Raw genomic sequence first — 17,792 nt, 5'->3', positions numbered from 1 at the left:
AAGAAGGCCGCAGCAGCGGATGCGTGCGGGCGATGGGGGCGGCAGTGGCAGCAGACGGCTTCGACTTCAGTCCCGGGGCGCAGGTCCCGCTGTCCGGCGGTGCCGGACAGACCGCGGCCACCCAGGCGTTGGCCTCGGCTGCGTACCGGGACAATCCGCTCTCCGACATCGCCATGGCCGACTCCGCGACCACGAAGTCGGGGATCAAACCGCCCAAACTCTCCTTGTTCGAGCCGAATCTGGGCGAGGCGTTCTCCCGCGCGCTGCAACTGCGGATGCTCGGTGGCGCCCGCGGCGCGCTCATCCAGTCGTTCGGCATCGAGCCGCAGACGGTCGTCGAGCACTGCCTGGCCGCCAGCCGCATCCGCAAGATCCGCGATGTGAAGCTGACCGTCCTGATGCTCTGCTTCGGGCTGCTCTTCCTGCCGGGCGTACTGCTGTGGCTGGGCGCCTTCCAGCTCAAGAAGCTGCTCGCGCGGGCGCAGGGGACCGGCACCTCGGCGCTCGGGGTCGCGCTGATGCTCGCGGTCGGCGCCATCGCGGTGCTCTTCCTGGTCAAGCTGCCGTTCACCGGCTTCTGGTCGGTGTATCTGCGCGCCATGGTGGTGGTGCCGGTGATCGGCTGGTGGTGGGCCAAGCGGATCAGTGAGGCCACCGCCAAGGACCTGCGGGACGCCTGGAAGGGCCTGCTCGAAGGCGGCGGCGTGGGCGCCAAGATCCCCGAGGCGGTGCCCAAGGACCCGAACGAGACCGCCGCCGAACAGATGCGCCAGAGCCTGGCCAAGCTCACCGCCGAACAGCAGAGCAACGTCGCCTTCTACGCCGGCCCCAACGGCATACTCGGCATGGGCACCCGCTGGGGCAGCTGGCAGATGGCCGAGGAGCTGCGGCCCGCCGAGGAGGGCGGCGAGATCAACCCGTTCCGCAGCTACGACGTGATCCGCGTCATCCACGACCGGCTGCGCCTGCTGGAGCGCAGCCCGCTGCACACCGGCGGCTTCAAGGACGCCCCCTCCGTACGCCACTGGATCGTGGTGCCGGTCGGCGAGAAGGCCGGGTCCGTCTCCCGCCCCGAGGGCACCGAGGTCGAGGCGTTCCAGGTGCGCCAGCACGAAATAGAGCGGATCTGCAACGAGCAGCAGTTCGGCGCCGGCAGCCGGCACTACCTCGGCGTCCAGTTCGTGCTGTGGGACGGGCAGCTGGTGATAACCCTGCTGATCACCGTGACCGTGCTGCACGAGACGCTGCGCGTGGAGGTCACCGGCCACGCCCTCGGCCCGGTGAACCCGCTGTTCACCTCCAAGCCCGCGCCGAAGAGCAAGAGCGTCTCCAAGACGGTCAAGTTCTGGGAGACCAAGTCGGTGAGCCTGCCGCTGGTCGACGCGAGCGAGGTGGTACGGCTCGCCGCGCGCGCCCCGCTGACGTGGTTCCCCGGCATCCTGGAGTTCCTCGGCGGCAAGCTGACCCTGCCGGAGCCGTTCGGCCTGCGGCACGCCTGGGCCGACAAGCCGTGGCGGCACCGCTTCATGGCCGACGACGCGTTGCGCGCGGCGACCCCGGTACTGCGCGTGGTGCACTCCGCCGCGCTGAGCGTGCTCAAGGAGAACGGTGTGGACATCGCGCGCTTCGACAGCCGTTCGCTGGTGCTCAGCGGCCAGGTGCAGGCGGCGGAGCCGAAGCGGGCGGACGAGTACAACGCGTAGCCGCCGGCCGCGGGCCGGCCCTGGCCGCGCCCGCCGGTCGGTCCGCCCGCCAGCCCGCCAGCCCGCCAGCCGCGAACCGGCTACCGGAAGATCCCTGTGTGCCCCAGTGAGTACCTTCCCGGCTGCGGGTACACCGCCAGCCCGTGCGGCCCCTCGCCCACCGGGATCTTGGCGAGGGTCTTCCCGGTCCTGGTGTCCATCGCGTAGACCTCGGAGTTGTAGCGGCCGGACAGCCACAGCACCTTGCCGTCGGCGGACACCCCGCCCATGTCCGGGCTGCCGCCGCCGGGAATGTGCCACTTGTCGACGAGCTTGCCGCTCTTGAAGTCGAGCAGGGACACCGAGCCCTCGCCCCGGTTGGAGATGTACATCTTCCGGGAGTCGCGGCTGACGTAGAGGCCGTGGGTGCCCTTGCCCGTCGGCATCAGCTTCGGCTCCTCGAACGTGTCGCCGTCCAGCACCCACATGCCGTCGGCCATCATGTCCGCGACGTACCAGGTCTTTCCGTCCGGCGACATCTTCACGTCCTGCGGCATGGCGCCCCGGAACGGCAGTTTCCGCTGTCCGATCACCTTCATCTTCTCGGTGTCGACCTTCAGCAGCTCGCCGGAGAACTCGCAGGAGACGATGAAGTACTTCCCGTCCGCCGAGAAGTCCGCGTGGTTGACGCCCGCGCAGGTCACCGGGACGGTCTTGCGCACCTCCATCGTCTTCGGGTCGCGGAAGACCAGCTCCTTGTCCATGGACGCCATCACGACCGCGTACCTGCCGTTCGGCGTGAAGTACAGGTTGTACGGGTCGTGCACGTCCACCGCCCCGCCGGACTTGCCGGTCGCCGGGTCGATCGGGGTCAGGTCGTGGCCGCGGTTGTTGTTCACCCACAGGGTCTTCATGTCCCACGACGGGACGACGTGCTGCGGCTGCACGCCCACCGGGATGGTCTCGATGACCTTGTACGTCTTCGGGTCGATGACGCTGACCGTGTCGGAGCCGGTGTTGGGCACGTACACCCGGGACGGGAAGTCCTTGACCTGCGGCGCGAGCTTGCCGGGGCGGTCCGCCGCGTACACGTCGCGCTCGTCCAGCGGCGGCGGCATGCCCGGCAGCAGCGACGTGGCGGCCTTCGCGGGCGAGGCCGGGGCCGACGCCCCGGCGCTGCTGCCGCCGGCCTTCGCCCCGCTGCCGCCGCCGCACCCCGCCGCCACCAGAGCGCAGGCGACGGCCAGCAGCGCGGCCCGCCGGCCGGTACGGGCACGTTTCCGATCGTGGAGGAAGGTCCGGTCAGCCATCAGGTCACAAGCTCCGTTGTCGTCACCGCGCGCAGTCCGCGCCGGTGCAGGCCGTCGAGGATCGGGGGCAGCGCGGCAACCGTGCCGGCGTGCCCGAGGTGCAGGCTCACGATGGATCCCGCGCGGGCCCGGTCCAGCACGGTGCGCTGGACGGCGGGGGCGCCGGGGTCGTCCGCGTCGAGGGAGTCGACGTCGTAGGAGAGGACGTGCGGATAGCCGGCCTTACGGGCCAGCCGGGTCACCAGCGGGGTGGCGTACTGCGTACGGGAGGGGCGGAACCAGCTGCCGATCGTGCCGGTGAGCTTGCGCAGGCGGTCGGCGCACCCGCTGATCTCGGCGTACGCCTCGTCCGCCGCGAGGGCGCAGATGTCGAGGTGGCGCTGGGTGTGATTGCCCAGTTCGTGGCCGCCGTCGAGGATCCGGCGGGCCATCCGGGGCTGCTCGTCGAGCCAGCTGCCGACGGCCAGTACGGTCACCCGGGCACCGGCCCGCTCGGCCTCGCCGAGCAGCGCGGCGGCCGTCTTCGGGTCGCCCTGGCCGTGGAAGGTGAGGGCGACGGCGTTGCCGCGCGGGAGGCCGTGCTGGATCTGGACGGGCAGGCCGGGCGCGCGGGTCGGCGGGCGGGCGGCGCGGGCGGCGCCCGAGGCGGCCGGGCCCGAGGGGTGCCCCGGTCCGGGCGGGCCGGTCCCGCCCGGCGGCGGGGAGCCGGAGGCCCGTACGGAGACGGTGTCCGTACGGGCCGTCGCGCACCCCGTCGCGAGCGCACCGGCGGCCACGGCCGAGGCGGCGCGCAGCATGGAGCGACGATGCAGGGAAGTCACCCCACCATTAGAGGGCAACGTGTCCGCATTTGTCGCTTTGTCGGATTTACCGCAGCGCGTGTCCCGGCCGTCGCTGCGGCGTCCGGGCTACTGCGGCCAGGCGTCCGCCAGCATCGTCCGGGTGTCGGCCAGCAGCTGCGGAAGCACCTTCGTCTGGCCCACCACCGGCATGAAGTTGGTGTCCCCGCCCCACCGCGGCACCACGTGCTGGTGCAGGTGGGCGGCGATACCGGCGCCGGCCACCGCCCCCTGGTTCAGGCCGATGTTGAAGCCGTGCGCACCGGAGGCGGCGCGCAGCGTGGTCATCGCCCGCTTGGTGAACTCGGCCAGCTCCAGGGTCTCCGCCCGGTCCAGCTCGGTGTAGTCCGCCACGTGGCGGTACGGGACCGACATCAGGTGGCCACCGTTGTACGGGTAGAGGTTGAGCACCGCGTACACATGCTCGCCACGGGCGATCACCAGCCCGTCCTCGTCCGACTTGGCCGGAATCGTGCAGAAGGGGCAGCCGTCCTCGGCGCCCGGTCCGGACGGTTTGTTCTCCCCCTGGATGTACGCCATCCGGTGGGGCGTCCACAGTCGCTGGAAGGCGTCCTGTGTCCCGACTCCGATCTGCTGCTCCGGCTCACTCGTCATGCGGGCCAGCATATTCCCCGGCCCGCGCCGGAATGCGGCGAGGGGCGGCCCCGGACCGGGACCGCCCCTCCTTCAGCGTCCGAGCCTCACACCTGGATGCGGCGCTCCACCGCGTCCAGCATCTCCTCGATGGCCTGCGCCTTCGGGATGCCGTTCTTCTGCGACCCGTCGCGGTAGCGGAAGGAGACCGCGCCGTTGGCCACGTCCTCGTCACCCGCGATGATCATGTACGGCACCTTGCTGCGCTGCGCGTTGCGGATCTTCTTCTGCATCCGGTCCGAGGAGGCGTCCACATCGATCCGCAGCCCCCGCTTCTTCGCCTCGGCGGCGAACTCCTGGAGGTACGGCACGTGGTCGTCACCGATCGGGATACCGGTGGCCTGCACGGGGGCCAGCCACACCGGGAAGGCGCCCGCGTAGTGCTCCAGCAGCACCGCGAAGAAGCGCTCGATGGAGCCGAAGAGGGCGCGGTGGATCATCACCGGGCGCTGCTTGGAGCCGTCCGGCGCGGTGTACTCCAGGTCGAAGCGCTCCGGCAGGTTGAAGTCCAGCTGGACGGTCGACATCTGCCAGGTACGGCCGATGGCGTCCTTGGTCTGCACCGAGATCTTCGGGCCGTAGAACGCGGCGCCGCCCGGGTCCGGGACCAGCGGCAGGCCCTGCTTCTCGGCGACCTTGCGCAGCGTCTCGGTGGCCTCTTCCCAGACCTCGTCCGAGCCGACGAACTTCTCCGGGTCCTTGGTGGACAGCTCCAGGTAGAAGTCGGTCAGGCCGTAGTCGCGCAGCAGGTCCAGGACGAAGGTGAGCGTGGCGTCCAGCTCGTCCGCCATCTGCTCCTTGGTGCAGTAGATGTGCGCGTCGTCCTGGGTGAAGCCGCGGGCGCGGGTCAGGCCGTGCACCACACCGGACTTCTCGTACCGGTACACGGTCCCGAACTCGAACAGACGCAGCGGCAGTTCGCGGTACGAGCGGCCGCGCGCGTCGAAGACCAGGTTGTGCATCGGGCAGTTCATGGGCTTGAGGTAGTAGTCCACGCCCTCGTCGAGCTGCATGGGCGGGTACATGCCGTCGGCGTACCAGTCCAGGTGGCCCGACTTCTCGAAGAGCTTCCCCTTGGTGGCGTGCGGGGTGTAGACGAACTCGTAGTCCGCCTCCTCGTGACGCCGCCGCGAGTAGTCCTCCATGACCCGGCGGATGATGCCGCCCTTGGGGTGGAAGACCGCCAGACCCGAGCCGATGTCCTCCGGGATGGAGAACAGGTCCAGCTCAGCGCCCAGCTTGCGGTGGTCGCGCTTCTCGGCCTCGGCGAGGAACTCCAGGTACGCCTTCAGCTCGTCCTTGGTCGGCCACGCGGTGCCGTAGATGCGCTGGAGCTGCTTGTTCTTCTCGCTGCCGCGCCAGTACGCGGCGGCCGAGCGCATCAGCTTGAAGGCGGGGATGACCCGGGTGCTGGGCAGGTGCGGGCCGCGGCACAGGTCCTTCCAGCACAGGTCGCCGCTCTTGGCGTCGAGGTTGTCGTAGATGGTCAGCTCACCGGCGCCGACCTCGGCGGACGCGCCCTCGGCGGCCTCCGCGGCGGAGCCCTTGAGGCCGATCAGCTCCAGCTTGTACGGCTCGCCGGCCAGCTCGGCGCGGGCGTCGTCGTCGCTCACCGCGCGCCGGGCGAACTTCTGCCCGCGCTTCTGGATCTCCTGCATCTTCTTCTCGATGCGCTTGAGATCCTCGGGGGTGAACGGGGTCTCGACGTCGAAGTCGTAGTAGAAGCCGTCCTTGATGGGCGGGCCGATGCCGAGCTTCGCCTCCGGGAACAGCTCCTGCACGGCCTGCGCCATCACGTGCGCGGTGGAGTGGCGCAGGATGTTCAGGCCGTCCTCGCTGGTGATGTCGACGGGCTCGACCTCGTCGCCCTCGGCCAGCTCGTACGCCAGGTCCTTGAGCTGCCCGGCGACGCGGGCGGCGACGACGGAGCGCTCGCCCTGGAAGAGGTCGGCGGCCGTAGTGCCCGTGGTCACCACGCGTTCTTCCCGCTCGGAATCGCGTTGGATGGTCACACGGACGTCTGACACCGGTCTCTCCTGACTTCTCGGGCACGTCAGCGATTTTGCTGCGCAGGCGAATCGTACCGAGCGACCGGCGCTCCTCGCGAAACGGTTATGGCGGTGGGGGGCGGGGGGCTGCTTCTGGGCCGCTGCGGGGTGTGCGCCGTGGGTGCGGGGCCCTTGTGGGGGTGCGCCGTGTGCGCGATGGGTCCGGTGGTGGGGGGGCTCGGGGCCACACAGGGGTCACTCCTCGGCACCGTGTACGCAGCCCGGGACGTGAAGTGAACCCAGGCTCCCGGCTGACCTGCGGGGAGACCCCTGTATGTCCCCGAGCCCGCGCCGTTTGCGGGTATCCCGCCATCGTGGCCAAAAATTCCGCAAGCTCCCTCGCGCGCAGCGCGGGGGGACCTTTCTCGCGCGCAGCGCGGGGCCCCCTTCCTCGCGCGCAGCGCGAGAGGGCGGGCAGGCATCCGGGCCGCGATTCAGGGCGCGTGCAGTGCGGCCTCGCCCCTACCGCCACGTGAGCCTCACCATGTGGCCAAGGCACACCAGGGTGATCGACACCCTCCCCCCAGCTGTCCCGGCCTCGCCGAACCGGCCGGAGGGGGCGTGTAGGGGGCCATCCCCGCAGGTCAGCCGGGAGCCCGGGTTCACCTCACGCCCCGGGCGACGTACACGGTGCCGAGGAGTTGGCCCCCTGCGCGCCCCCGCCCCCGGCACCAACCTCTGCGAGCCGCGCGACAGCGCAACCCTCGCGCGCAGCGCGAGAGGGCGGGCAGGCACCCGGGCCGCCTTATGACGCTCACGTGACGCAGAGTGCGCCCCTGCCCCGGCGTGAGCCTCACCATGTGGTGGGGGCACACCAGGGTGATCGACACCCTCCCCCCAGCTGTCCCGGCCTCGCCGAACCGGCCGGAGGGGGTGCGTAGGGGGCCATCCCCGCAGGTCAGCCGGGAGCCCGGGTTCACCTCACGTCCCGGGTGACGTACACGGTGCCGTGGGGGCACCCCCGGCCGAAGGCTGGGGGAGAGTTGGCCCCCTGCGCGCCCCCGCCCCCGGCACCAACCTCTGCGAGCCGCGCGACAGCGCAAACCCTCGCGCGCAGCGCGAGACCGAGAACCGCACACCCCCTCACTCCCCCGGCAACGGCCCCCCACACGCCTCCTCAAAAAAGTCCAGGTTCTCCTGGAGCGACTTGAGCAACCGATCCCGCTCCGCCTCGTCCACCTGAACGGGCGTGACATCCGAAGCCCCCGTGATGCGGCGAAAGCCGCCCCGGCTCTCCAGTCGCCCGCTGACCCGAATCGGCAACCCCACCAAATGCGCATGCCCCGCGATCCGGTAGTCCTCCTCGTCCAGCGCGACCCGCACCTGGAGCACGTCGGCCCCGGACAGCACCCGCAGCCGCACCGCGCCAGGCCCCCCAGGCCGCTCGCGCCGCAGCCGTACCACCGCGCCGGTCACCCGTACCGGCAACGACGGCTCGTCGCGGACGTAGCGCTGGGCGGCCGCCTGGAGCGCGGGCAGGTCGCCGGGCGAGAACTCCACCGGTTCGGGCCGGGCCGCGAACCCGGGCGGCGGCCCCGCACCCGGCGACCACTCCACCGAGATCCGCACCCCCTCCGCATCCCGCACCAGCGAGATCAGCGCCTCCGCCAGCTCGTGGCAGACGCCCAGCTCCACGGCGGCGTCGAACGCCTCCATGCCGCCGGTCGCCCGCTGGTAGTCCGTGGCGTCACGCGTAGCGTGCAGCGCTCGCTGGAGCCCGGCGACGGCCGCCCGGCCCGCCGCCACCGGCACGTACGCGGTCAGCCGCCGCCCGGCCGGCGCGGGCCCGACCAGCACGTCCGCCATGAACGCCTCGGCCTTGCGCTTGTGCCGGGCGCCGTAGAAACCGGCCCGCCCGTACGTGCCGAGCGCCCCGGCCATCAGCATCGAGCGCGCGGCGGTCCGCAGCTGCTCCTGTGCCACCCACGGCGTACCGCCCACCCCCTCGTCCGGCACCTCGCGCTCCCAGCGCACCTCGTCGCTGGGCACCGCCAGCGCCGCCAGGACCTCGCGCGCGGACGGCGCGGCGCTGTGCGCGAGGGCGGCCAGCGCCTCCGCGATGAGGTCGGTGCTGTCCGGGAACGTCCGGGTCTGCGGCACGAGCAGGCTGGTGCCCCCGGCGGCACCGCCGGGCGGCGTCCAGCGGGCGTAGTGGCCGGCGGCGCCTCCCCGCCGCCGCCAGCCGTGCCGCGCCAGCAGGGCGCCCAGCACCGCCGGGTCCAGCTGTGCCGGGTCCGGAAGCCGGAATGCGTAATCGTCGGTCGGCCGGTGCATCAGGGTCTCCCTCCCGCCCCGACCCGCGTCATGATCTCGCAGAGCGCGCGGTCGTCGAAGATCCGCGTGGTCGGGATCCGCACGTTGGTCCTGCGCCGGCCGGTCACCTTGTGGCCGGCCAGATTGGTCCAGTAGCAGCTGTGCCGCAGTTCGAGCCGGTCCTGGTCCGCCCGCAGCCAGTCCTCCTGGGTCCGCGGCACCAGCATCACGACCAGGATCTTGTGCACCGCCACGGGTGTCCGCGCGAGCTTGACCAGGTGCGCGTTGTCCAGGGTGAAGCCGAAGTCGGCACCCGGCGGCCGGGGGCCGACCTGGTACGTGCACTTCAACTGCACCTTGATGGTCACTTCGTCGTCGACGGCATGGCCGGGCGCGCCGTGGCTGACGTGCCAGTCGATGCCGTTGTCCGGGAAGGGCTGGGCCAGCGAGCAGCCCGACGCGGCGGCCACCGCGTGCAGATAGCCCACCTGGAGTGTCTCCATGCAGGCCGTGGTGGCGAGCGCGCCGCGCGGCGAAGCCGTGTGCGCGGGCACCGGTCCCCCCGGGTCGGGCTGCGCGAGCGTCATCGCTCAAGTGCCTTCCGGGCCGGGTCGTTCGAAGGGGCCGCCCCCGTGGCGACGGCCCGTTGTGATGTTCTTGTCCGCCCCAAGTGGTCAACAAACCAGGACGGTTCGACAACCGGAACCCTCGGGTATCACCTGGTCGGGTGGCCGCTTCGGCTCACCCGCCGCACGAGCGCGAGGAGTTGTGAACATGCCGTGCTGGTACGACGGTCCGCTGGCTTCCTTCGACACCGAGACGACCGGGATCGACGTGGAGCGAGATCGCATCGTGTCCGCCGCCCTGGTCGTCCAGGAAACTCCGCGCAGCGTGCCCCGCGTCACCCGGTGGCTGGTCAACCCGGGGGTGCCGATCCCCGAAGCCGCCACCGCCGTGCACGGCCTGACGGCCGAACACCTGGCGCTGTACGGCCGCTGGCCGTCGCCGGTCATGGAGGAGATGGCCCGCGCGCTGACCGACCAGTCACTCGCGGGGCGCCCGTTGATCGTGATGAACGCGCCGTTCGACCTGACGCTGCTCGACCGCGAACTGCGGCGGCACCGCGCCGCCTCGCTCGACCGCTACCTGGGCGCCCACCCGCTGTCCGTGCTGGATCCGCGGGTGCTGGACAAGCACCTGGACCGCTACCGCAAGGGCCGCCGTACGCTCACGGACCTGTGCGCGGAGTACGGCGTCGAGCTGACCGGCGCCCACGAGGCCGCCGCGGACGCCCTGGCCGCGCTCCAGGTCGTACGGGCGCTGGGCCGGCGGTACGCCGAGCGGCTGGAGTCGCTGAGCCCGGCGCAGCTGCACACCCGGCAGGCGGTGTGGCACGCGGCGCAGGCGCGTGGTCTGGAGGCGTGGTTCGCGCGCAACGGCACGGAGGAGGCGGTGGATCCGCACTGGCCGTTGCGCCCGGACCTGCCGGCCGCTGCCTGAGCGGGCCGGCGTACGACGGAGGCGGGCGGGGGCCGGCCGCGGCATGGACGTGCCAATGCCGAGGGCCGGGCTGCCTGTTGGCAGCCCGGCCCTCGGTCCCGGTGGGCGATACTGGGTTCGAACCAGTGACCTCTTCGGTGTGAACGAAGCGCTCTCCCACTGAGCTAATCGCCCGGGTCTTTTCCCGTTCCCGGGGTTTCCCCCGCGAACGACCTGAACAATACAGGCCGTCGCGCCTTTCCATCAAATTCCCGGTCCGCGCATTCCCGTTCCCGCCTCCGGACGCACCCCTCGGCGGCCGGGCCGGGCCCGGCGGCGGATCACTCGCGGCCGAGCCGGGAGGCCAGCCCCCGGCGCCCGGCCCGCATCATCAGCGTGTGGTTGGCGACGAAGAACGGCCGCCCCGGCAGCGCGAGCCGGCGCAGTGCCGGCTTGCGCACCTCGACCTCCTGCTCGAAGACGGCGCGCGTCCCGCGGCCGGCCGCGCCCACCGTCCAGCGCGCGAAGCCCTCCAGGTCGCCGCGCATCGCTATCTCCAGGACGCCGGTGCCCGGGTCGCGGCGCGTCTCGGTGGCGGTGACGGTGAGGACGTACGGGAGCAGGGACCGGAAGCTGGCGGTGCCGCTGCGGTCGTCGACGCGGGTCACCCGGCGGACCTGGGGCCACCACTGCGGATACATTTCTGCGTCCTCCAGGGCGGCGAAGACCGCCGGGGGCGGCGCGGCCAGCCGCCATTCGCTGCGGAAGCGGTACCGGTGCAGGACGTGCTGCCAGTCGGACATGGCCCCAGTCTGCCGCCCCGGCGGCGCCCGGTACGGGGAAACGGCGACGGCCCGGAGGTCTGGGACCTCCGGGCCGTCGTACGGTGTGGGCGATACTGGGTTCGAACCAGTGACCTCTTCGGTGTGAACGAAGCGCTCTCCCGCTGAGCTAATCGCCCGGGCGCAGAGAGAACATTACCGCACGTCGGAGGGGTTTCACGACCACCCGTCGGCCGAGGCCGCGGGGCGCCGGTCACTCACCGGCGTGCCATGGCATCACGAAGCCGAACTTCCACAGGTAGACGGCCAGCCCGGCCACAATGATCACGGCTCCGATGCTGGTCAGAATGATGTTGCGGCGCCGCACCTTGGGATCCAGGGCCTTCTGCGTGGCCTCGGTGACCTTGCGCTTGGTCCAGCGCAGCACCAGCTGCGCCCAGACGAACTCGGTCGCCCAGATCGCCATGCCCGCGAAGATCACCAGCCAGCCCGGTCCGGGCAGGGGCAGCATGATGATGCCGCCGACGACCACCGCGAGGCCGACGATGAAGATGCCGACCTGCCAGCTCAGATGCAGGGGCCGGGAGCGCTTGATGAAGTGCGGCGCCCGGGAACCGAGTCGCTGTTCCACCTTCGCAGTTTCTCCCGCGGCGCTCTCGTGCGCAGCCGGGGCCGTCGCCGCCTCGGTGATCCCGGCTCCCCCGTTACTCTCCGTATTCATACGGCCCAACCTACCCGACGGAAGACGGTCACCGGAATGGCCGCCGAGGAGGATGGGCAACTCCGCCGTAAGAGGTACCGGAAGTCACCCAAAACCCTCAGAGGGGTTTACAACGGCACCGTAGGTGGCATGTCGATTTCGCCGACGTGCGAATCCCCGAGCGCACACTGAGCGAAAGGCCCTGGCGCTTATGAACACCACGGTCAGCTGCGAGCTGCACCTGCGCCTCGTTGTGTCGAGCGAGTCGTCACTGCCTGTACCCGCGGGCCTGCGGTATGACACGGCCGATCCTTATGCCGTGCACGCGACCTTCCACACCGGAGCCGAGGAAACCGTCGAGTGGGTCTTCGCCCGCGACCTCCTCGCCGAGGGCCTGCACCGGCCCACGGGCACCGGCGACGTCCGCGTATGGCCGTCCCGGAGCCACGGACAGGGTGTTGTCTGCATCGCCCTGAGTTCCCCGGAGGGCGAGGCCCTTCTGGAGGCCCCGGCGCGGGCCCTGGAGTCGTTCCTCAAGAGGACCGACGCGGCGGTTCCACCCGGTACGGAACACCGGCATTTCGATCTCGACACGGAGCTCTCCCACATCCTCGCGGAGAACTGAAAGGCGGCGCAGCAGCCCATCGCAGCCATCCACCGCACCGAACCGCTCACACCTGCACCGTCCGACTCGGGGCGACGGAACAGGCCCGACAAATTCATACGGCACGAGCCGGCGCCGTCACCGCGGACCCATCGCGGAGACGGCGCCGAGGCTTGTTGGACGCGCTAGAGTCGGCGACCATTCGGCAAGGACACCGGGGAGCGGCGCCGTCCGCCCCCACCCGGCCAGGGAGCGAAACCGTGATGATCACCCACGACACCCGGTGCGCGCTCGACGCGGTCGTCGACCTGTTGAACACCGCTCCGGAGGGCGACGCCCCCGGCGCCACCGACAGCCTGACCGACCTCGCGGCGCTCCAGGCGTTCGTCACGCGCAACGCGATCAGCGACGTGGGCACGCTCGGCGACCGTGACCTGGCCTCCGTACGGGCCGTACGGGCACGGTTCGCCGAGGTCTTCTCGGCGCCGGACGACCGTACGGCCGCCGAGCGGCTCAACGACCTGGTCGCGGCGGCCGGCACGACGCCGCGGCTGACCGACCACGACGGCTACGACTGGCACGTGCACTACTTCGCGCCGGGCGCCTCGGTCGCCGAGCACCTGGCGGCGGACGGCGGCATGGCGCTGGCGTTCCTGGTGGTCGCCGGGGAGCGCGAGCGGCTGCGGCACTGCGAGGCGCCGGACTGCCGGTTCGCCTTCGTGGACCTCTCCCGCAACCGCTCGCGCCGCTACTGCGACAGCCGTACGTGCGGCAACCGGCTGCACGTCGCCGCGTACCGGGCACGCCGCCGCGAAGCCACCCGCTGACGGCAGGGTCCGGCGCCGGCCTCACAGCAGGAGGAGGTCGTGCAGGGCGCCGATGAGCAGGAGGACGGCGATGACGGTGAGGAAGAGCATCAGCGGCGGCTGCGACAACGCGAAAAGGCAGCCACACGGTTCGGGGGCCGGGGGGTCCGCCGCTGTGACGGCGGGTTCCCGGGGAAGGGCGCACTCGTCGTTCATCTCGCGCCGATGATGGCGTAAGTGATCACGCGGAAAGTCCCGGATCACCCTTCAGCGACGGGAGTTCATCAGATCCCGTGCACTTGCGTGATCGCTACGGTGTCCGAGAGGTCACCCGTGCGGGCCGCGGGGCTCCGCCGTACCGCGTCGGCCTATTCGGCGGGCCGCCCCACGCAGACCCGGATGCCGGGCCCTCCCGGATGCCGAGGGCGCCAGGAATGACCGGCTGCCCCCGAAGACCCGGCTTCCGTCAGATGCCGTGCTTCTTCAGGATGGCCTCGATGTCGGAGAAGTCCTCCTCCGGCGCGCCGCCCTTGCTCCGGTTCTTGGCCCCGTCCTGGGCCTGGGGCCGGCCCGCGGGCTGCCCGGCCCGGGTGCCCGCGCCGAGCGACGGCGCGGAGGCCTTCGGCGCCACCGCCGCCGGCCCCTGCTGCCGGGCCGCGGCGCGCCGCTCCTTGCGGCTGCCGCCGGCCTTGAGGCTGTGCCGCTCGGCCACCCTCGCGATCATGAACAGGACGACGGAGAGGGCCAGCACCCCGAAGCCCGCCCAGACGACGGGCTTGAAGACCACGCCGGTGAGCCAGTCGATCACGCCGGTCATCGCCAGGCCCACGGGGACCAGCGAGACCGCCGCGATGCGGGTGGCGGCCAGGAAGCGCTTGCGGTAGGCGGTCAGCGCGGCGATGCCCAGGCCCGCCACCGACGCCACGGTACAGATGGTCGAGCTCAGCATCCCGGTCCTCCTGCCGATCGTCTGCTCCGGGGCGGCGCGCGCTGCGGGCAGCCGTCGGCCCGGTCGCGTGGAGCGGTTCGCGACGCCCTCTTGCCCCGTTCTGCCTCCATCCTGCCTCTTCCCGGGCGCCCGGTGCCACGATCCGGGGCAGGCTCAGGGACATCTAAGGGTCCGGCTCCTCCGCAGGTGCCGGTCCGGGGGCGCGGCCCCGGCCCCGGGCCGGCGCGGATCCCGGTTCGGCCGGGGCGCGGCGGGCTGGGAGACTGGGCGTATGAACGACGCCACCACCTCCGGTTCCGCCCGCCCCGTCGTCCTCGACGTGTGGTGCGAGCTGCAGTGCCCGGACTGCACCGCCGCCCTGGACGACCTGCGGGCCCTGCGCGAGCGCTTCGGGGACCGGCTGGACATCCGGCTGCGCCACTTCCCGCTGGCCAAGCACCAGCACGCCTACGCCGCGGCCCAGGCCGCCGAGGAGGCCGTGGAGCAGGGCAAGGGCTGGCCGTACGCGGAAGCCGTCCTGGCCCGTACGGAGGAGCTGGGCGCCCGGGGCGAGCAGCTGCTGCTCGCGGTCGCCGGTGAACTTGGCCTGGACGCCGAGGAGATGGACACCGCCCTCATCGACGGCCGGCACCTGCTCGCCGTCGACGCCGACCAGGCGGAGGGCAAGGCGATCGGAGTGACCGGCACGCCCACGTACTTGATCGGCGGGGAGCTGCTGGACGGCAGCAAGAGCCAGGACGGCCTGCGCGAACGCATCGCGGAGACCGTCGGCCGGCTGCTGGCGGAGCAGGCCTGACACGCCCCGCCCGCCGGGCGGCCGGCTCTCAGAGCAGCAGTTTGTGCAGGGAGTACTCGGTCGGCCGGTAGCCCAGGGTCTCGTAGAGGCCGCGGGCCCGCGGATTGTCCACGAAGACGTTGAGCCCCAGGACGGTGCGGCCCGCCGCGAGGGTCTCCCGTTCGGCGATCAGCATGAGCGTGCGGCCGTGGCCGCGCCCGCGGTGCTCGGGCGCCACGCGGACGTCCACGACGTAGCCGCCGGGCCGGTCCGGGTGGTACGTCGTGGTCCAGACCGTGCCGACGTCGGCGCCCTGATGGGTCAGCACCCGCAGCGACTGGTGCGCGGTGGCCGGCCCGTCCGGGAGCAGCGCCGCGTGGTCCTGCGCCGACTTGCGTTCCGCGCGCTCGCGCGGCATCCCGTTGGCCACCTGCGCCTCGACGAAGTGAGTGTGCGCTGCGGACAGCCAGGCCGGGTACTCCGCCGCGCCGAGCGGCCGGTCGGCGCTGCCCGCGGGGAGCCCGGGCGGCGAGGTCAGCTCCTTGAGCATCCGGCGGCTGTGCTCCGTGTAGCCGAGGGCGGCGGCCAGCTGGAGCGCGGGCCGCGCGGCGGCCGGCACGTCCACCATGATCCGCCGGCAGCCCCAGCCGCGCAGTACCTCCTCGGCGGCGAGGGCCGCGACGGTGCCCCGGCCGCGGTGCCGGTCGCGCTCGTCGATGCGCAGGTCCGCGATGTGCCCGGTGGACAGGCCCTGCCGGGGGTCGGTCACCAGACTTATCCGGCCCACCGGACGGCTGTTGACGCAGACTTCGTACGTACGGGCCCGGCCGCCGTCGTCGCGTCGTTCTTCGGGTCCGGCGGGGCGCAGCGTAGTGGTCACGCTGGCTTTCTACCCGGTTTCGCGGGCGTACGTCAGCAGCGGGGGTCGAAGTCGGCGGCGGCGCGCTCCGCGAAGACCCGCATGGCCTCGGCGGTCAACGGTCCGGGCGCGTCACCCAGTTGGCGTCCGTCGATCCGGGTGACGGCCTGCACGTCGCGCAGCGTGGAGGTCAGGAAGATCTCGTCGGCGTGTTCCAGGACGTCCAGCGGCAGGTCGGTCTCCTTGGCGCCGGTCCACTCGACGGTCAGGGCGCGGGTGATGCCCGCCAGGCAGCCGGAGGACAGGGGCGGGGTGTGCAGGACGCCGTCCAGGGCGACGAAGACGTTGGAGCCGGTGCCCTCGCAGAGCTGGCCGACGGTGTTGCCGAACAGCGCCTCGGAGGCGCCCGCCGCGCGGGCACGGGCCAGCGCGACCACGTTCTCCCCGTACGACGTGCTCTTCAGGCCTGCCAGCGCGCCGCGCTCGTTACGGGTCCAGGGGACGGTGACGACCGCGGTGGTGTCGGGGCGGCGCGGTGCCTCGCCGAGCGCGACGACCAGGGTGGGGGCCGCCTCGCCGCGGTCCGAGCCGAGCGGCGAGAGGCCGCCGGTGTAGGTGATCCGCAGCCGGCCGAGGGCGACCGGGTTGGCCTCCAGGACGGCCGTACACGCGCGCCGGACCTCGTCGAGGTCGGGGTCGGGCAGGCCCAGGCCGCGCGCGGAGGAGCGGAGCCGGTCCAGGTGGCGGGTGAGGGCGAAGGCCCGCCCGTCGACGGTCCGCAGGGTCTCGAAGATGCCGTCGCCGACGGTCAGGCCGTGGTCGAGGACCGAGACGCGGGCGCCCTCGGCGTCGCGCAGCTCTCCGTCGAGCCAGATCTTCATGGTCGTGTCCCTCCGCTCGGCTCGTGCAGGCCCGACGCTACCGCGAGCAGTCTGCGGGCCTTCAGCTCGGTCTCGTCCCACTCCCCCTCGGGGTCGGAGCCCCAGGTGATGCCGGCTCCGGCGCCGAAGCGCAGCATCGGTCCCTCGGGGGCCGTGCGGTCGATCCAGAACGTACGGATGCCGACCGCCAGCTCGCCGGTGCCGCGGTCGGCGTCCACCCAGCCGATGCCGCCGCAGTAGGGGCCGCGGGGCGCGGTCTCCAGTTCCTCGATGATGCGCTGCGAGGCGAGCTTCGGGGCCCCGGTGATGGAGCCGGCCGGGAAGGTGGCGCCGAAGAGGTCCGCCCAGCCGGTCTTCTCGTGCTCGTCGGCCAGCTCGCCGCGGACCGTGGAGACGAGGTGGACCAGGCCGGGGTGGGCCTCGACGGCGCAGAGTGCCGGGACGGTGACGGAGCCGGTGCGGCAGACCTGGCCGAGGTCGTTGCGGACCAGGTCCACGATCATCACGTTCTCCGCCCGGTCCTTGTCCCGCAGGTCCTCGGGCACCCGGCCGGTGCCCTTGATCGGGCCGGACTCGACGGTGCGCCCCGAGCGGCGCAGGAACAGCTCCGGGGAGGCGGTGGCGACCTCGGTGCCGTGCGCGGGCAGGCGGACCGTGCCCGCGTACGGGGCGGGGTTGCCGCGGGCCAGGACGGCGGACAGCGCGTCGACGTCGGCGCGGGCGGGGTCCGGCAGCGGCGCGCTGAGAATCCGGCAGAGGTTCACCTGATAGACCTCGCCCGCGGCGATGTACGCGCGTATGCGCCGTACGCCCTCGATGTAGGCGGCGCGGTCCAGGGAACTGCGCCAGTCCCCGGGGGCCGGGCCCCGCCAGCGGGCGGGGTCCGGCGCGGCCGCCGCCCCGGTCTCCCGTACGTCTCCGAAGCGCGCGCAGAGCAGACCGCCCTCGTAATCGGCGACGACGGCCCACCAGCCCGCCGAGTCCAGGGCCTCCGGATCACGGGTGACATCGCGCAGGTCAGTGGCTGTACGGCCGCCGAAACGGGCCAGCGGGGGGAGGTCGTTCACGCCATCGAGTCTATGGCTGGGGCCCGGCGGCCGCCCCGATCGGGCGAGCAGCGCAGCACGCTGCACAAACGCGTTTTTGTACTGGCCCAGGAATCCGCTAGAGT

At 72.2% G+C, this 17,792-nt stretch carries 18 protein-coding genes and 2 tRNA genes; 5 read left to right on the top strand and 15 right to left on the bottom strand.

Annotated elements, in window-relative coordinates; translation table 11 throughout:
* Positions 1–32: 32 nt before the first annotated feature.
* Positions 33–1,703 carry a hypothetical protein gene (locus AB0L45_RS21335; RefSeq protein ID WP_365842109.1) on the top strand — a complete coding sequence of 557 codons (1,671 nt, stop codon included), beginning with the start codon at positions 33–35 and terminating at the stop codon, positions 1,701–1,703.
* An 80-nt stretch (positions 1,704–1,783) separates the two neighbouring features.
* On the opposite strand, the gene AB0L45_RS21330 is transcribed toward AB0L45_RS21335, so the two are convergent.
* From AB0L45_RS21330 to AB0L45_RS21305, 6 genes are all read right to left on the bottom strand, one after another.
* Positions 1,784–2,992, bottom strand: coding sequence for a hypothetical protein (locus AB0L45_RS21330; protein ID WP_365842108.1), 1,209 nt, complete (start codon positions 2,990–2,992; stop codon positions 1,784–1,786).
* On the bottom strand, positions 2,992–3,789 hold the full coding sequence (locus AB0L45_RS21325; protein WP_365842234.1) for a polysaccharide deacetylase family protein: 798 nt from the start codon (positions 3,787–3,789) through the stop codon (positions 2,992–2,994). Before AB0L45_RS21325 ends, AB0L45_RS21330 begins: the two co-directional genes overlap by 1 nt.
* A gap of 111 nt (positions 3,790–3,900) precedes the next feature.
* On the bottom strand, positions 3,901–4,458 hold the full coding sequence (locus AB0L45_RS21320) for an HIT domain-containing protein (protein WP_365842106.1): 558 nt from the start codon (positions 4,456–4,458) through the stop codon (positions 3,901–3,903).
* Positions 4,459–4,532: 74 nt separating this feature from the next.
* Positions 4,533–6,512: a threonine--tRNA ligase gene (thrS, locus tag AB0L45_RS21315; protein ID WP_365842104.1), complete on the bottom strand. Its 1,980-nt coding sequence runs from the start codon at positions 6,510–6,512 to the stop codon at positions 4,533–4,535.
* Between the two features lie 1,104 nt (positions 6,513–7,616).
* Positions 7,617–8,807, bottom strand: a complete 1,191-nt coding sequence (locus tag AB0L45_RS21310) for a hypothetical protein (RefSeq protein WP_365842102.1) — start codon at positions 8,805–8,807, stop codon at positions 7,617–7,619.
* A complete protein-coding gene (locus tag AB0L45_RS21305) occupies positions 8,807–9,373 on the bottom strand; it encodes a DUF4365 domain-containing protein (protein WP_365842100.1) in 567 nt (188 codons plus the stop codon). Before AB0L45_RS21305 ends, AB0L45_RS21310 begins: the two co-directional genes overlap by 1 nt.
* A gap of 187 nt (positions 9,374–9,560) precedes the next feature.
* Between AB0L45_RS21305 and AB0L45_RS21300 the strand changes: the two genes are divergently transcribed.
* The gene (locus AB0L45_RS21300) at positions 9,561–10,286 is read left to right on the top strand and encodes a 3'-5' exonuclease (RefSeq protein WP_365842098.1); all 726 of its coding nucleotides are present in this window, start codon (positions 9,561–9,563) and stop codon (positions 10,284–10,286) included.
* A gap of 102 nt (positions 10,287–10,388) precedes the next feature.
* Here AB0L45_RS21300 and AB0L45_RS21295 read toward each other — a convergent pair.
* From AB0L45_RS21295 to AB0L45_RS21280, 4 genes are all read right to left on the bottom strand, one after another.
* Positions 10,389–10,460: transfer RNA gene (locus AB0L45_RS21295), tRNA-Val, on the bottom strand.
* Positions 10,461–10,606: 146 nt separating this feature from the next.
* Complete coding sequence (locus AB0L45_RS21290) at positions 10,607–11,068, bottom strand: SRPBCC family protein (protein ID WP_365842096.1); 462 nt, start codon at positions 11,066–11,068, stop codon at positions 10,607–10,609.
* A gap of 86 nt (positions 11,069–11,154) precedes the next feature.
* A tRNA-Val gene (locus AB0L45_RS21285) sits at positions 11,155–11,226 on the bottom strand.
* 74 nt (positions 11,227–11,300) lie between these two features.
* Positions 11,301–11,768 (bottom strand): TIGR02611 family protein, encoded by a 468-nt coding sequence (locus tag AB0L45_RS21280; protein ID WP_365842094.1) that lies wholly within the window; start codon positions 11,766–11,768, stop codon positions 11,301–11,303.
* Positions 11,769–11,958: 190 nt separating this feature from the next.
* Here AB0L45_RS21280 and AB0L45_RS21275 point away from each other — a divergent pair, with 190 nt between their 5' ends.
* Complete coding sequence (locus AB0L45_RS21275; RefSeq protein ID WP_003987206.1) at positions 11,959–12,372, top strand: SsgA family sporulation/cell division regulator; 414 nt, start codon at positions 11,959–11,961, stop codon at positions 12,370–12,372.
* 239 nt (positions 12,373–12,611) lie between these two features.
* A complete protein-coding gene (locus AB0L45_RS21270) occupies positions 12,612–13,178 on the top strand; it encodes a CGNR zinc finger domain-containing protein (RefSeq protein WP_365842092.1) in 567 nt (188 codons plus the stop codon).
* Positions 13,179–13,199: 21 nt separating this feature from the next.
* On the opposite strand, the gene AB0L45_RS21265 is transcribed toward AB0L45_RS21270, so the two are convergent.
* Both AB0L45_RS21265 and AB0L45_RS21260 read right to left on the bottom strand, forming a co-directional pair.
* Complete coding sequence (locus AB0L45_RS21265; protein WP_365842090.1) at positions 13,200–13,373, bottom strand: hypothetical protein; 174 nt, start codon at positions 13,371–13,373, stop codon at positions 13,200–13,202.
* A gap of 250 nt (positions 13,374–13,623) precedes the next feature.
* Positions 13,624–14,106 carry a hypothetical protein gene (locus tag AB0L45_RS21260; protein ID WP_365842088.1) on the bottom strand — a complete coding sequence of 161 codons (483 nt, stop codon included), beginning with the start codon at positions 14,104–14,106 and terminating at the stop codon, positions 13,624–13,626.
* 271 nt (positions 14,107–14,377) lie between these two features.
* On the opposite strand from AB0L45_RS21260, the gene AB0L45_RS21255 reads away from it, so the two are divergent.
* A complete protein-coding gene (locus tag AB0L45_RS21255) occupies positions 14,378–14,902 on the top strand; it encodes a DsbA family protein (protein WP_365842086.1) in 525 nt (174 codons plus the stop codon).
* A 28-nt stretch (positions 14,903–14,930) separates the two neighbouring features.
* Here AB0L45_RS21255 and AB0L45_RS21250 read toward each other — a convergent pair whose 3' ends face one another.
* The 3 genes from AB0L45_RS21250 to AB0L45_RS21240 are packed head-to-tail and all read right to left on the bottom strand — an operon-like array spanning position 14,931 to position 17,688.
* On the bottom strand, positions 14,931–15,761 hold the full coding sequence (locus AB0L45_RS21250; RefSeq protein ID WP_365842084.1) for a GNAT family N-acetyltransferase: 831 nt from the start codon (positions 15,759–15,761) through the stop codon (positions 14,931–14,933).
* Between the two features lie 32 nt (positions 15,762–15,793).
* Positions 15,794–16,621, bottom strand: coding sequence for an aminodeoxychorismate lyase (locus AB0L45_RS21245; RefSeq protein WP_365842082.1), 828 nt, complete (start codon positions 16,619–16,621; stop codon positions 15,794–15,796).
* On the bottom strand, positions 16,618–17,688 hold the full coding sequence (locus AB0L45_RS21240) for a chorismate-binding protein (RefSeq protein WP_365842080.1): 1,071 nt from the start codon (positions 17,686–17,688) through the stop codon (positions 16,618–16,620). The genes AB0L45_RS21245 and AB0L45_RS21240 overlap by 4 nt, the downstream gene beginning before the upstream one ends.
* Positions 17,689–17,792 lie beyond the last annotated feature (104 nt).

This window comes from Streptomyces sp. NPDC052496, from assembly GCF_040679095.1.
GTDB lineage: Bacteria > Actinomycetota > Actinomycetes > Streptomycetales > Streptomycetaceae > Streptomyces.
The sequence above is the reverse complement of the archived record's forward strand: the minus strand, read 5'-3'. Positions and strand labels throughout refer to the sequence as shown.